This is a genomic window from Paenarthrobacter sp. GQ52 (assembly GCF_059759005.1).
On sequence record NZ_JCAXEJ010000013.1, the window covers coordinates 1 to 14,147 of the forward strand.

15 protein-coding genes and 1 pseudogene are annotated in these 14,147 nt (G+C 56.8%); 4 read left to right on the plus strand and 12 right to left on the minus strand.

All coding sequences use genetic code 11. The features are described from left to right. Positions 1-194: 194 nt before the first annotated feature. Positions 195-1,514, plus strand: a complete 1,320-nt coding sequence (locus tag AC6CH8_RS15735) for a Shedu immune nuclease family protein (protein WP_498191442.1) — start codon at positions 195-197, stop codon at positions 1,512-1,514. A gap of 24 nt (positions 1,515-1,538) precedes the next feature. Here AC6CH8_RS15735 and AC6CH8_RS15740 read toward each other — a convergent pair whose 3' ends face one another. Both AC6CH8_RS15740 and AC6CH8_RS15745 read right to left on the minus strand, forming a co-directional pair. Then, the gene (locus AC6CH8_RS15740) at positions 1,539-2,561 is read right to left on the minus strand and encodes a hypothetical protein (protein WP_498191443.1); all 1,023 of its coding nucleotides are present in this window, start codon (positions 2,559-2,561) and stop codon (positions 1,539-1,541) included. A 187-nt stretch (positions 2,562-2,748) separates the two neighbouring features. Further along, the gene (locus AC6CH8_RS15745; RefSeq protein WP_498191444.1) at positions 2,749-3,210 is read right to left on the minus strand and encodes a hypothetical protein; all 462 of its coding nucleotides are present in this window, start codon (positions 3,208-3,210) and stop codon (positions 2,749-2,751) included. 347 nt (positions 3,211-3,557) lie between these two features. On the opposite strand from AC6CH8_RS15745, the gene AC6CH8_RS15750 reads away from it, so the two are divergent. After that, complete coding sequence (locus tag AC6CH8_RS15750; RefSeq protein WP_498191445.1) at positions 3,558-4,397, plus strand: hypothetical protein; 840 nt, start codon at positions 3,558-3,560, stop codon at positions 4,395-4,397. A 780-nt stretch (positions 4,398-5,177) separates the two neighbouring features. On the opposite strand, the gene AC6CH8_RS15755 is transcribed toward AC6CH8_RS15750, so the two are convergent. From AC6CH8_RS15755 to AC6CH8_RS15765, 3 genes are all read right to left on the minus strand, one after another. After that, the gene (locus AC6CH8_RS15755) at positions 5,178-5,702 is read right to left on the minus strand and encodes a C40 family peptidase (protein ID WP_498191446.1); all 525 of its coding nucleotides are present in this window, start codon (positions 5,700-5,702) and stop codon (positions 5,178-5,180) included. A 572-nt stretch (positions 5,703-6,274) separates the two neighbouring features. Beyond that, positions 6,275-6,985 carry a hypothetical protein gene (locus AC6CH8_RS15760; protein WP_498191447.1) on the minus strand — a complete coding sequence of 237 codons (711 nt, stop codon included), beginning with the start codon at positions 6,983-6,985 and terminating at the stop codon, positions 6,275-6,277. Positions 6,986-7,034: 49 nt separating this feature from the next. Then, positions 7,035-7,934 (minus strand): sigma factor, encoded by a 900-nt coding sequence (locus tag AC6CH8_RS15765; RefSeq protein WP_498191448.1) that lies wholly within the window; start codon positions 7,932-7,934, stop codon positions 7,035-7,037. A 182-nt stretch (positions 7,935-8,116) separates the two neighbouring features. Here AC6CH8_RS15765 and AC6CH8_RS15770 point away from each other — a divergent pair, with 182 nt between their 5' ends. Beyond that, positions 8,117-8,440 carry an ArsR/SmtB family transcription factor gene (locus AC6CH8_RS15770; RefSeq protein ID WP_498191449.1) on the plus strand — a complete coding sequence of 108 codons (324 nt, stop codon included), beginning with the start codon at positions 8,117-8,119 and terminating at the stop codon, positions 8,438-8,440. On the opposite strand, the gene AC6CH8_RS15775 is transcribed toward AC6CH8_RS15770, so the two are convergent. Then, on the minus strand, positions 8,394-8,900 hold the full coding sequence (locus AC6CH8_RS15775; protein ID WP_498191450.1) for a hypothetical protein: 507 nt from the start codon (positions 8,898-8,900) through the stop codon (positions 8,394-8,396). The genes AC6CH8_RS15770 and AC6CH8_RS15775 overlap by 47 nt on opposite strands. Before the next feature lie 191 nt (positions 8,901-9,091). Here AC6CH8_RS15775 and AC6CH8_RS15780 point away from each other — a divergent pair, with 191 nt between their 5' ends. Beyond that, positions 9,092-9,358: a helix-turn-helix domain-containing protein gene (locus AC6CH8_RS15780; RefSeq protein WP_498191499.1), complete on the plus strand. Its 267-nt coding sequence runs from the start codon at positions 9,092-9,094 to the stop codon at positions 9,356-9,358. On the opposite strand, the gene AC6CH8_RS15785 is transcribed toward AC6CH8_RS15780, so the two are convergent. The 6 genes and pseudogenes from AC6CH8_RS15785 to AC6CH8_RS15810 all read right to left on the minus strand — a co-directional run bounded on the left by AC6CH8_RS15785 (position 9,327) and on the right by AC6CH8_RS15810 (position 14,121). Then, the gene (locus AC6CH8_RS15785) at positions 9,327-10,067 is read right to left on the minus strand and encodes an alpha/beta hydrolase family protein (RefSeq protein ID WP_498191500.1); all 741 of its coding nucleotides are present in this window, start codon (positions 10,065-10,067) and stop codon (positions 9,327-9,329) included. The two genes, AC6CH8_RS15780 and AC6CH8_RS15785, sit on opposite strands and share 32 nt — an antisense overlap. A gap of 123 nt (positions 10,068-10,190) precedes the next feature. Continuing rightward, positions 10,191-10,544, minus strand: a pseudogene (locus AC6CH8_RS15790) (DUF8805 domain-containing protein); the annotation flags it as partial. Beyond that, on the minus strand, positions 10,522-10,980 hold the full coding sequence (locus tag AC6CH8_RS15795) for a hypothetical protein (RefSeq protein WP_498191451.1): 459 nt from the start codon (positions 10,978-10,980) through the stop codon (positions 10,522-10,524). The pseudogene AC6CH8_RS15790 and the gene AC6CH8_RS15795, both read right to left, overlap by 23 nt. Continuing rightward, positions 10,977-11,993: an MAB_1171c family putative transporter gene (locus tag AC6CH8_RS15800; RefSeq protein ID WP_498191452.1), complete on the minus strand. Its 1,017-nt coding sequence runs from the start codon at positions 11,991-11,993 to the stop codon at positions 10,977-10,979. The genes AC6CH8_RS15795 and AC6CH8_RS15800 overlap by 4 nt, the downstream gene beginning before the upstream one ends. Then, positions 11,990-12,481, minus strand: coding sequence for a hypothetical protein (locus AC6CH8_RS15805; RefSeq protein ID WP_498191453.1), 492 nt, complete (start codon positions 12,479-12,481; stop codon positions 11,990-11,992). The genes AC6CH8_RS15800 and AC6CH8_RS15805 overlap by 4 nt, the downstream gene beginning before the upstream one ends. A gap of 812 nt (positions 12,482-13,293) precedes the next feature. Next, positions 13,294-14,121: an ETEC_3214 domain-containing protein gene (locus tag AC6CH8_RS15810; protein WP_498191454.1), complete on the minus strand. Its 828-nt coding sequence runs from the start codon at positions 14,119-14,121 to the stop codon at positions 13,294-13,296. Positions 14,122-14,147: the final 26 nt, after the last annotated feature.

The following is a 14,147-nucleotide window of genomic DNA, read 5'->3' on the forward strand; positions in this document are numbered from 1 at the left end:
AGTTGCTCGAGGTTCACGCACTTATTAGTCTTTTATAACTGTGCGAATGTGAGTACGCCACCCGTTCACCTGCCCACTCCCCACCCAGGGTCAATATGCAGGCCCTGACGAAAGTTGATGACTAGAGTATGGCGCAATTTGGGATGCAGGCCGGAGACCGAGGGAGCCTGGAAGTCCGAACGACTGAAAACGGATTGATTGAAGGCTACTTCATCCCAAAGGAGGCTCCGGCTCCTGGGACGGCGGCAACAAATCAGTCCTCTGGCATAAAACTCATAGAAGTCAGTCCTGTTAAGGGATACTTGACGAGTTACCCTACAGACACCCGGCCCGGGAGCGGCAGCTTTCTGGGCCCGAAGTATTCGAAGATCAGATCACTTGTCATCCCTGTGGATGTCGCACACGACGCGGATCTCTTCGACATTTTGGATACGTTACCTCCGGGATTCACTACGGATTACGAGTATGGACTCGGGCTGACGCAACTTTGCGACCCCTTGGTCCACCTGATTGAGGAATCGACAGATTGCACGGCTATAGAGTTTGTGACCTCAGGGGATCCAAGAGTCGTCAAGGATAAGTTCTTAATCAGCTTCACCAGGTTCAACGCCCTACGAACAGAGCTGCGACGAATCAGGGACCGCGGCAACCGCGGAATCCGCCGGGTTAAGGAGACCTATGCCCACAATGATCTTGCAGACGTGCTCGGCCTGAAACCTCGGTGCCTCTCGCTCGGAAATCTTGAAACATCGAAGTGGATGACCAAGGTCGCCGCAGGTCAGGAGCCGCTTAACGGCGAGGAACAGGACGCGTTGGTCAATGCAACCTCCGAATTCGCGCCACAGATTGCTTCCGAGGCCCCGGAAAAAATGGCGCGACTACAGCGCAACATCAGCTTAGTCAATCTAGAGCAGCTCATAGCATCGTACGAAGTGGCGCTTGATGCTCAGCATAAAGAGAACTGGTGGCAGCAATTCTTCGAGGAGAACATTTTCGCCCTACAACTTTTGTTTGGCGGCCCGACGATGTTCATAGATGCTCAAGTTCCAATAGGCGATGGTTCCAACGCAGCCAAAGGAAAGAAGATCGCCGATTACGTGCTCAAGAATGCACTGACTAACAACGCAGCTTTAGTGGAGATCAAGAAACCATCGACCACACTAATGAAAAGAAGGCCATATCGGCAGGGCGTCTACGGAGTACAGTCCGAGATTGCTGAGGCAGTAACTCAAGTCCTCGATCAGGCGCTACAGCTAACGCGCCATGAGATGGCTACGAAACAGCGGACAGGCGATGTTTCCTGGATAAGCAACGCTCCTCGCTGCTTCGTTATTGCAGGGCTCGCCAAGGAGCTCGACACTGATGACAAGAAAAAATCATTTGATTTGTATCGAGAACACCTGTCAAGTGTTCGTCTCGTTACCTATGACGAAGTCTTGGGACAGCTGACAACACTCCACGACTTTCTCTCGGCTGAGGAATCAATCGACCGTCGAGGTACCGACAAACACTAGCTGAAGTGCAGCCGCTAATCGGACCTACAAATTCTCGTGGTCGAACTCGAATGATTCGATGAGCCTGTTGTAAGCTTCTTCGCCCAGGTCTTCCTGTGAGACGTCATAGCGGGATGCGGGCAGCTGACCTTCGCTTAGTTCTTCCGTTCCATGCAGTTCGAGCCTGCACACGTTGCAGACGTAGGTCTCAGGATGAAAAGTAAGTTTCCAGTAGACGCCCGCCAAGACTGGTTCATAGAGACCATTTCCGAGTGGTTCTACATCCCAATCGGCTTCCGGATCGCCGTCAATCCTCCCGAACAGTCGTCCTTTCGAACCGCATTCGGGACACGCCCAATCCACGCTGGAGAAACCGCTCCCGAAGTCCTCTGGGCTGAGTAAAGCATCAGCTTGCTCCTCTAGTTTATCGGTGGCCTCTTGGAATATGACCTCTCCAAGCCGAATTTCGAGGGCATTGAGGTGATTGCGCGCACGTGCGCGTTTTGCTGCAACTCGGTGACCAGCCTCGGAGAGTTTTTCCTCCAAGAGAGAGCGTACGGTCCAATAGTGATCACCGTAGAAGATCTTGGGATCCTCCTCTAATTGTTCCAGAAGCGTTTTGCATAGAGCCAAAGAATCCAGAAGCACGTGACGCGACTCGCTCGGAGACCCGACATGCATGGCCCCATTACGGATTTCCACCATGCGGCCGCGTCTCTTCTTGTCGATTGGCAGCACGCCAAGAATCTGCTCGAGGCGTCGAAGCAGCACGGCCAGACTTACAGTTCGGAGACGAGGGTCCGAAATATCAGGTTTAGTGGCCAGACTTATGAGAGAGTGTTCCGCATCCGGGCTTAGTGGAACGATTAGAACCGGGTTCGTCATCCAAAGGGCCGCTTTGCCCAGGTGCTCCACAGCCAAAGGGGCTAGCACCGCCACTTTTGCGTAGTCGTCTTCCGCCCAAGCTTTTAGAGCGTCCTCCATCCATCTGGACGCCGAGCTCATCAAGCTCGCAACTGCCGGGTGGATCTTGATGTCTGCTGCCTCGTGGTCAGAAGGTTTCCCCATTGGTGCAGTATGTCAGGGTCAGCGCCACCGGCGGAATTTAGAGCCGCGGTGACCGCCCTAGTGCCCTGCTCACGTCACCAGCAACGATGATTTATGTGACACCAGGCACCAGCCATTGTTGGATCGTTAGATGAAAGTCCTGGAAGGTGAAGCGCTGCAGGCGCCTTGTGATCGATGCGGCCGCACCTCAGAGGGTAGCAGCGGTGTCCGAACGTAAATCATGTGGCTGCTCACAGCCGAGGTGCCCGCGGAGAACGGCGATATCCCGCGCGTGATCGCGTAGTATCCGCTTCGATTTGACGACGAATGTGGATTTAGCGATGACCACAAGGCGCAAACGGTGCATGGGAATGAGCAGACGCTTGCGCTCGTCGTAGAGGCGGCGCTGCTCGCCGCGATCGACGCCAGATATGGTCTGTCGTCGATCGAAGAACGGCGAAGGCCGCGTATGCTGCTCCTCCTGAAACTCTATGACTAGCGCGAGATCCGGCCAATAGCTGTCAACTGGGAGCCTGGCGCCGATGGGACGCGCGGCAGAAACGTCGCCGCGGAGCCAATCAAACGTCGCCTGACGATTGCCACTAAGGCCAAGAATCTTGTCGCATAGGTCCAGGACGTAGTGCTCGTCAGATGCAGCGCGGTCACCCATAAAGTGATTCTCGCAGATTTAACTGGGACCATAAATCAGCCCCTCAGAGAGCAGCCGACTTGGACAGCGATGAGGGGCCTAACGCTTCGGGCAAAATGCACTGAAGCATAAAACCGGCTCATCCCTCCGATCTGCGGGCATGATGGCGGCACTTAGATGCTTTCGCCGCAAGAATGAAGGCAGCGTCGGAGACGCCCCCAGCGAGCCTGGAGCGGAGGGAAAGTCGTGCTTAGCGACCTGCTTTGCCTAGGCTGCTTGGCTGCGACACATCCCAGCCTTCTCAAATCAAGTGGACCAAGAGGTATGGTCAGAAAACGAACGAGAAAATTCAAGGCTGGGCGGGTGTGATGAGCAACCTATTTGGAGCATACGATGCGTTCTTTTCCAAAGGCTTCCGATCACGTCAGTGCATTTATGCCGACTCAGTCAACGGCTGCCTGATCCCGGGCACCGAGGATCGCTTCAAGGAGGCGGTGTACTTTGCTAGCCAAATGGAGGCTGGATATCATGATCCACAGAAGTTTCGCTATTCACTAGGCGCCTTCCTTTCCGCATTTGGATCGATTTCGGAGATCTTGACCAAAGAGCTCGAAGCTAATAGGCGCTGGGCAGATTGGAAAAAGCATCTAGCGACCATCCCGAAGGGGATAGCAGTCAATGAGTATGCTCCAGCGCTGACTCGCGCCCGTAACATAAACATTCATCAGAAGTCGGTTTTTGATGGAAGCACTTGCCAAATCGGCCTCTATCGCGGCCGAAGGCACAAGCTGAGTATTGCATCAGAAGTTCATTGGGATATCTCAAGTGCTGAACTAATCGATCGACTCTGGGATTCTGAGTTCGGCCAAATGATGCTGGACAGAGAACACTCCACGATTGGCGAACAATATGGAGTCCGAAGAATTTACCGTCTTAGAAGAATTACAGATGAACTTCCACGTTCATCCAAAGATCTGAATATCTTGGAAGTTATCCGACGGGCGTTGCTAAGGACCCACGACCTCCTAGGATTCACGCATACTATGGACGGACAGGTGGTTGGCCTACTGAGCGGCGGAGAGATCGCGAACCCTTTCACCTTCGCGCAGGTCACAATTTTGTTGGAAAGCGACATTCGTCCCGAATTGCTCCAACTCTGGAACTGGCCGGATTTGGGGGAAGAGCTAGTACCAGTGCCGAATTTCTAGTACCTGCAGACCTCAGAATTCCACCGGTCGGAAGTCTGTTCCGGCAGACCTGATCTCACCCAAGCCTTGAATCTATGGGAAACAACGCTTTCGGTGTTTCATCTGCGTGCTGAGGCGACTATTGCCTCGGTAATCGGTGTCAAGGATTCGAATAGTCACCGAGGCTTCGCAGGGAAACCGTCGGCCAACGTGGTATGCAACTAGAGCGATATGTATGCAGGCTACTCGCCCTTCCCCAGCCTCCCACCAAGGGAACCGCCCAACCCGGCATTTATTAGTTCGAGGTCTCTAGAGGTCGCGGAGCGCCCCCGGGCTACGGGTTCTCAAAGCGCCCGGATTGAAATTCTTCACGCGCCCCCACAAAGTGTGTGACGGCGCGCGATCCTATGCGGGCGCCAACGACGGCGTGCCGAGTCCTTCATCGGCCTGGCTGCCACTCCCCTGCTAAACAGGGAGATGTCGCATCTGCATCGCCGTCAAGACGAACGAATCTACTAACACCCTTCCGGCCCGGAGGATTCAGCTTAATGGTGCCCTTCTTCTTGCCGAGTGTATTGGTAAGGAGACCAGCGCCTCACCGCAGTCATTGGGAGGACACGCCAAGGCCAGGAACCGGGATCGCCTAATGGACTCTTGGTTCGACACCGCCGATACCCTCGAAGTCACTTGCTGAAAACCCATAGGTTCCTTGCAGAGGATTATGCGCCGATAGCGGGCTCCTCTCTGAGCCCAATCGTCAGGTAGTCATCGAAGAACGATAGAGTTACAGCCACTCTAATTCTAGAGAAGGTCAAAATAGGCACTGCCCGGGTTCCAATCAATTGGATGCAGCAGCGTCCCAGCGGACGGGTTGAGCGCGCTGTACATCATCCCGTTCCCCGCATAGATGCCCACGTGCCCCCAGTTGTACGGACCTTGTGGGTTCTGCACGACAAGGTCCCCTATCTGTGGGCTGTCCGTCATTCGCCCGACCCGCCACTGCTCCACACGCGGCAATTCGATCCCAACCTGCCGATAGATCCACTGCACGAATCCGGAGCAGTCCCAGGCCTTGAATGCCGTTCCACCCCAGACGTAAGCACCGCCCAACCCTGCCTGGGTGAAGCGCAGAATGTCCTGCCTGATTTGAGACAAACCTTCCGCAGACACCGGATTAGGCTCGCCGCTCTCCACCGCACTGCACGTCGGGACTGTGGTGACACCCTGGAGCAGGTAAACGATGGCTGTCGCCTGCGGTTCCCATCGGGCATAAAGCTCTGGAAACGCTGAAACTTGAACTGATTGGGCAGCCTGCCCTTTGCTCATGGCAGACCAGCCTGGCACATCCAGCAAACCTCGAGGACTACCTTGATTCGGTCCAGACGGCCCTCCATAGAATGCCCGTGCGTTGTATGAAGGATCCATCAGCTCTGCAACGGTTCCCCATCCAGCCGCCGGCCGCTGCTGTGCCGAACCTACAGAGTCGTGGTCACTCCCAACCCCGTCATGAGGAAACTGTAATGACGCAGGGACGTTCGCGTTGGCGAGCATCCGGAGGGTCGACTCCTGGAGAGACATCATTATGGCGATCACCATCGCCTCCCGAGGGACGCCAAGTTGCTTCCCGACGGAAATGTACCCCTGTGCCACAGCAATCTGCCCTGCGGAGAGTCCGACAGCTTGACCATCCGGCCGAGATCCACTGTTCTCGAGAACGCTTTGTCTGACTGCGCCGCTGCTTGACACACACCCGACGGGTGATTCCGGCTTGTCGCCCGCCCGGGCTATAGCAACTGCACTGACGACAACACTTAGGGAAAGCACGATGACGAGAACGACGGCGGTTGCGGCCCGCAAGAGCGTTCGGCGCCTGGCTAGCGCGATAGCCGGATGCGGCATCAGTAGACGATCCGGCTAGTCGAGGCATAGAAGCCGACCATGTGGCATCGATCAGGAGGGGCGGTCGCTGCGGGCGGGCAATTGGCCATGACACTGACCGGCGCTGTGTACGAATTGCTGCTACTGACTGTCTGGTCGATGACCTTGAGACGAACCGTGCAGACGTGAAGCCCCGCCCACGGAGCCGGCCGTTCGCGAACTTTTACAAGTTCGTTGTCGCATGCCATGGATTCGAACGTAGCCACCCTGTAGGCACCTTGGCCCGCAAGCGAAGCGAAGGACCCCGCGTTTATGCCCGTCGCTTCAAACTCCTGGACCAGGACGGCCAACGGATTTGATCCATCAGGGAGGACGAACCACCAACCCCGAATTCGAGCGTACACATCAGAATAGGACGAACTACGGGTGTCCCAGCTATAGATTGCCACGGCGGCCGCGGAAGCCAGCGCCCGATAATCGGCCGTGACAGGCGGAATGGGCGCCGGCACCTTGGCGAGCGGAGCTGACTTCGGTTTCGCTGTAGTAGTCGGGGAAATGCTCGGCAGATCCCGCGGCGTCGAAGATTCAGCCGATGGGACACCCGCCCCTTTCGTAGACGGGGACTCCCGCGGTGCGACCAGAACGACAATGAGGGCGCCTAGGATGGCCGCCAGTGCTAAGCCAAACGCCCACCGACGCGTTGTTCGCCCATGCCAAAGGGACTCAACCATGTTTGCCTCCTGGCCTGTTCATGCGCAGCTCGCCAATGAGCAACATGACTCAAACAGCCGAAGTCATGGAACTGCGAATGACTCTCCATGCCGTTTGGTACAGGCGACGGGCCGTGCCGATTTGAACTGCCACATATCGAGCAGTCACTTTGAACTCCTCGGCAACAGCGGCGATGGCAACCTGCCGTTCGACGCCGTGATGTTCAGGCACAACGATTGCTTCGGCCACTCCCCGCAGCAGCGGACTCGGCAGACAACCAACGGCCTGCCGGCATAGACCGGGCATGTCGTGCACAGCTTCAGGATCTACATCCAACGCTTGGCTTATCGTCTTTGCAGTCTGCCGAACCGCGGTGACTGCATTCCAGCGGCGACGGTCTTGGGGCGATGGAGGGGCGTATCGTCGCGGCTCGGTCAGGCTGCCCACTGCCAGGCGCCATACCGGAGCTGACACAGCGGCCCGAGTCAGCCCCAGAACCATGTGCGCCCATTCTTGATCGATGATCTCCTCGGCTTCGCGGTAATCACGGGACACGACCAGCACTGTTAGCTGCTGGAGAATGTCCGGGCTCTCACCGTTGCCCGGATCCAAAAGCAGCGGCAGCGTCTTGTGGCCGAGTTCCCTGCGGACGTGCGCTGCGCAGACATTCCCGGTTACGCCTTGCACCCAGGCTTCGAACGGAACCCCAGGGATCTGCCGGTAGTTTCCGCGTGCCACCCCGTCCCAGACTGCCATCCTGATGTCCTGCATGACATCGTCCACATCGCATGAGCGGCCGATCCGAGCCAAGTGCGAGATGACGTAGCGACGCACGCCTTCGACCGCTCCCATCATTTGGTCGACGGAAACTCGCAGGGTCGGTGTCACCGGATTCAGCAGCGAAAAGTCCACTGGGGATGAATTTGCGTTCTCTATTTCAGCGTTGCCCGCCAGGTGTTCCAGGCTCATGGCTCTCACCGCTTCGACTAACGGATTCGAATATCTCCAGCGCCACCAGACGTGGCGACTCAACGTGGCAGTGACGACACTGACCACAACACAAGCTTCTAAAGAATATTGTCGAAGATAATTAAAGTATCGTCAAGATCCCAGTTCTTACTTTTTGCATGTTGTTCAGTAAGAATGGAGCCATGCCACGGATCACGCAGCCTCACGACGACGCCTGGTCGCCTGAGGTTGAAGACGCCGTGGCGACGTTCGGGAACCGATCAAGGAATGAGATTCTGAGGTTCCTGACGGCAAATGGTCCTGCGTCCAGGGGGGACATCGTCGCTGCGGTCAGCGCCGGCGAACCCAGCGTCGCCAAACACCTCATAGCCCTTGAACAGGTCGGCGCCATTGAGGTCGATGTGGAGGCCGGACGGCGCCACGGCCGGTCTCCTCGCTACTCAGCGAACTCTGCCCGCATCAAGGAGTTGCTGGACGCCCATCTCCGGTATGTCTTGGAGGAGTAGCCGCGGCACGCTCCCCATTCGGGTGCAAGTCGATGTCTTTGTTCAGATACTCGGAGATTGCGCGAAGCGTCTCCGGCGAGACGTCCCCGAGCGTCCTAGCAGCGAATGACTTCACCCGGGCTGCCCTCAGAGACTTCACAAACTCCAACTGCGAGTCGATTCGTTCGGGAACGTCGCCTTCGACGCCGTTCAGCAAATAGGAGGGATCGACGTCGAACATCTCGCAGATAGCGGCAAGCAGCTGCGGATCGCTGACCAGGCGTCCTGTTCCATCCTTCATGTAGAACCATCTTGCTCGAGAGATCTTGATTCCTCGAGACCGGAGTCCGGCCTCAATCTCCCTGAAAGTGACGGGCGAACCCCTCTCGGCTACAACGACGTCGAGCAGCAGGTTTAGCCGGCGCGCAAGGGTCACCTGTGGTGACAACTCTCCGTTGCGGCTAGCGTCTTTTGCCGGCATGCTCCACTGCCTCGTTCCAATAGAAATACTGCTGCGTTGCCATCAGTATTCCGCGAGCGCAGTGACTAAACAATCAACCCCACCTTGAATCTAGTCCGCTGCCTACATGAGGCGTATCCTGTTGCTGTAGACCCGTCTACAGCAAGCATCCCCAAACCTGAGCCGTGGTTTGAATGTCGACATCCATCTTGATGAACCGAACACGGAGCCAGATCCTTCGCTTCCTTATCAGAAGTGGGCCATCAACCCCTGGCGTCTTGGCGTCAGGACTACGGGCTTCCCGCGCGACGGTTCGGCGTCATCTCCTCGTCCTTGAGTCGGCTGGCTACATTCAGGCTTTGGCCGACGAGCGTTACTCCGCTCACGCCTCACTCGTCGAGTGTCAGCTCATTGACCTAGCGGCCCAATACTCAGTGCAGATGCCTCCTACGACTGCCCTCCCGTTGGTTCAAGACTAGAGCCAGCCAGAGGGAGACCGTAGAACCACTCCTCGACCGATCGCTCCCACTTTTCGGGGTCGACATTCCACTCCAGAGAGTGGCCCACAGATTCAAACTCCACCAATCTGACTAGGTCCGGCCTCAGACTGGCAGCTTTCTTGGATGCTTCAAAGGGCGTTGTGTCGTCCTTCTCTCCATGGAGTACGAGGACAGGTTTGTTCAATTCAGTCGCTCGCGCCAGCCAATCCAGGGAATCAAGACATATCGGTTCAGCAAGGCCAGTCACCCACCGGAGGGCCTTGGACCGAAGAATGGTGAAGCCCAGGTTCACAAGTGGCCGCGGAAGTCCGGCAGCCTTGGCGTTCGCTGCTAGGGTCGTTCGCCAGTCGAAGACTGGCGCGTCGAGAACCATCCCGGCTACTCGCGAGGAATTCGGCGACATGGCCGCTGCTTGAAGTGCGATGGAAGCACCCAGTGACCACCCAAAAAGGACAATGCGTTCAGCGCCATTAGAAATGGCGTAGTTGATGCCGGCCTCGACGTCACGCCATTCGGCCTGGCCGAGACTGAAGCGGCCATCATACGACGGCGGGGCGTCGCCGTCGTTGCGGAACGAAACAACCAGCGACGTCAGTCCCAGACTCCTTGCGAGGGGTATGCCGCGAAGAGTCCCAGCCCTCTTGCCGCCCATTCCGTGGATGTGAATGGCCCACGCTCCGGGAGTCACGACACCAGCGGACGGGTCAAATCTCCACGCTGGGGCGACACCGTTGTCGACTGGAATCCCAACATCCTGATACGGCAGTCCAAGTTGCTCCGGTTTCGAGTAAACGTACCCACTCCAGATACCTGACTTGGCTTGTTTGAGCTCCCCCGAGTCCACTCGCTCAACCCCTCGGATGACTGTGCTCCGGTCGGGGTGTAACTCAACGACCGGTCCGAGGCATGCATGCCCTGTCCCCTGCTCATACCAAAAGCTATATCGTCCCGGCGCTTTCGTTTGTTCCGTAGCGGGAAGTTCGATTTCGAGAGACCCGTCTCCATAGGTGTGCACGGCCCGAACGTCCAAATCCTCGCGACGGATGTATTTCGGCACTACAACCTGGCGAGCGAAGTACGCTGCCCCGGCGACGCCTGCTAACAAAATTCCGGTTGAAGCGAGAACTCCAACCGTTAAAGCCCTACGACTGGTTGCTGTCGGCATCGTCCACCCCCGGGGCCCTCTTTCGATCGTCGATCACTTGGCGGAGCCGCACCAGGGTTTCCGGAGAGATTCCCTGCAGCTGACGAGCTGCGAAGTTCCGCACACGTGACTCACGCAGGGTACGAAGAAGTTCCAGCTGAGCGTCTACAAGCTTTGGTATCTCGCCGGCATCGTCTAAGAGGTAGTCACGGTCCACTCCAAAGAACTCTGCAAGATTGCGAAGCAGCATGGGATCGGTCGCCAGTGAGCTGTCGCCGCTGCGCATGTACGCCCAGCGGGAGCGGGAAAGTGGCGTTCCACGCTGACTCATATGCCGATTGATCTCGGGGTAGGTCAACGCCTCCGATCCCTTGGCCTCATAGAGGTCAAGAAGAAGGTTGAGCTTTCGCGCCAATCTGGTCTGAGGGGTTTCGGAGGAAGTGGCATCATCCGTCATGTCGCCCGTTCCCCTTTCCGTCGACGAACTGGAACTTGGCGCACGATCGGTCCCGCCAGGTAATTCTCTGCAGCGTTCAGAACATTGAGGTCATGGATGTCCAAGGAGCTGCCTAAACCGGGCTCGACTAACAGTGCGTCCTGTACTTCAACAAGCATTCTATGGAGTCTCTGTGCCGGGTCCTGTTGGCTGATCATTTCGGTGCCTCGCACGAGCCGAACGTCTTGCCGCTTCTTTGTTGTCTTTTCCCAAATTTTCGAGAGTCCCTTGACCAACTCCTCCTCGGTCGCGGATTGCTTATGGCGGAGAACTTTACGCGCCACGGGCGGGATGGCCAGACCTACGCACAGGAAGGTCATGGCGGCAACGATGGCCGCATCATAAATAGGCGAGATCGCACGCATAGCATCCAGGCGCCCTTGCAGATGCAGAATGTCCATGACCAGCACCAGAATTACAAGGAGAACGGCAAAGACGCAGCCAACCCCGATGCACGTAAATGCCGTACGGAAGTAGGGCCTAAACATGTCACCGCGAAAGCGGAAACACGTAACACCGGTAACGCCAACCACGTAGCCGATGTATACGAACTGGATGGATGAGTAGAGGGCGGCAGGCCACTGGTCACCGTAATCCACCATGAAACGAGTGGAGCTCCCCTGGGTGACGATGGCGCTGAAGCTGGCTGTAAGGCCCGCGATCACCGATCCCAAGAGAATCATGCCAGCACTGTCTCGTTTCTCGACCCTCTCGTCCGGTGTGGCCGCTCGGATGATAGCTCTCGAGAGAAAGTAGATGCCCACGACCATAGATATGTTGGCCAACAGGTCCACGAAGTTACGACCACCCAGGACGGAATCAACGCCCAAGTAGACCTGATCGATGTTGAGCGTCAGTGCGATTGAAATCGTGATCGCGGCCGTCAGCACGCTGTGATCGCGCCGTCTCCTGATTCCAGGCAACAGGCAAACGACGAGTAGCCAAATCAAAGCCGCGGCCACTATCTGGATCATTCGAAGACCTTCTCGAAGGACCTTGGTTCCCTTGCACTGTTCCTGATTGCTGCTGCGAAGAGATCCGCGAGCGATTCCGCGGCGGCTTCCAGGTCATCAGTGAAGCTGCTCCGGGCCAACGCACGGGTTACCAGTCCCACCGAAAGGTTCGGAAAGAGGACCTCAACGTAGTCGGCCGCGACGACTAGTTCGTCGTGCCTCAAGACCATGTGTCCGAGTTCGTGCAGGACGAACTGTTGCCGATGAAGCCCAGATGGACTGACCGCGTGCAAGATTATCTCGACGTCGTCCGTGGACAGCCACAAACCGCAGACTGATCCACCATTCAGTGCTCCGGCAGCTTCAATTTGTATGGGGCGATGCCGTACGCCCTCGACCACCCCGACGAGGCGCTCCAGACTCAGGTGATTCGGAAGCGCTAACGAACCGAAGGCACTCGCTGCGCGTTCCGCCGGTGATCGTCCTGACCTATATGGATCGTTGTTCATGGCATCCCCAGTGATGCGTTTTTCCGTCGGTTCGTGGGTAGCCCCGCACAGAATCGCTGGTGTTGGGCATTCGGCGAACCCTCAATTCCATTGAACGCCCAGGCTTTGGACATGTCCAGACCGCAGCAAGCGCCGAGGGCGGTGAATGAGCAAACTGGTCCTCCGGATAGGCGAACGCCGCCATTACGTAGTCAGCTTTGGACTGGTGATCCCCAATGCCAATCCCATCCACGTCAACCATCGAGGCAACAGCTCGCTCTGAGACCCCAGAGTCACCGCAGCGACGCGCTCCGCGCCGAGGTCGTCCAGCCACCGGCGTTCCCCGCCGTAGAGGTGGCAAACACGAACTGACTTCTTGCCATGCGGAGTGCGGCTCAATGCAGCTAACTCGGACGAATCAGGAAGACGCCAAAGTGGCGTTCAACCTTCCTTCCCAGGTTAACCAGTTCACATGGGCGAATCGATGGAGACTTAAGCCCCTAAGGGATCTGGACTACCGAGACGAGATCTCGCGTCGTGCTTTGAACCTGGCCGGATGATACAGAACGTCGCTGCTTAACTCTTACGGTGACAGCAACATTGACCTCTTCGCTGATCGCATTCAGCGTCTTTACCCGATTCAACAGATCCGAAGTCTGCACCAAAATGACCAGTGAGCGGTTTGATCCTTCGGGCCGTAACCACATACGAGCTTCGGAGGGCTTGTACCCGTCCAGGGTGCTGCGAGGCTTAGTACGCTCCTGAAGCCAATGTCTGAAACTGTCTGTTGTTTAAGCCGGTGAGGTCGGACATGCGCATCCTAGTCGGCGGGTCTAGCTACCCTTCGTCTTGTTGCGAAACCTCTCGCCGGGTGTTGCCCTCTTCTTGAGCCACTTCTTCCTCTCCGAAGGTGCTCCACGCAGAGGCGACACACGGTCCCGATTAACCACAGGCCACATTGCTGCTCCACCCGGCAAAGTAGAGTTACTTGGGCCACATGCATAGAACGTGTTCACCACGGTGCCTTGACGAGTCTCTTCAAGCCGATCAACGTCTCCCTCTGAATTATTGCTGACCCCCGCAAATACCCCGGAAGCCACGATTCGCTGACCGCTCTCCACGAACGTACCGATGCCCTCTTGGTTGTACATGAAAACAAACGTCTGGTACCCAGAGGGTCGTCCAAAGTATCGACTTTCAGTGTAGGAATATGTGGCCGCGCCTCGCTCCTCGTAAACACCACTTGACTTCTTCACCACGTCAGCGAACATCGCGTGCCCCAAGGTTCCTTCGACCAATCCCCGAGTTAGATCGCGGAGATCAATCTTGAATTTCCGGTCCGTTACAGTGACTGACCATTCTTCGACGGCTCCATCTCGTATCCGAGCGACAATCCACGCGTGATTGGTCATGAAGACATAGTCCGTGCGACCTTCTACTCCAGGAGCCAGCTGCTGCATGATCGGGACGCCGAAGAGTGATCTGACATGGTCACTCGTTACTCCCACGATCATCTGGGTCAACCGTCGCTTCAAATCTCTCCGGCTTCCAATGCCGCGCTGGTACCAGCTCCGCAGGGCAGCGACGAAGGGTACAGCCGCAGCCACGGCAGCAAAGACAGAAGCGAACTGCCCCAAAAGATTCCAAAGAGATGCATCCACGGGCTAATTGTGCCGTACAACCGCCA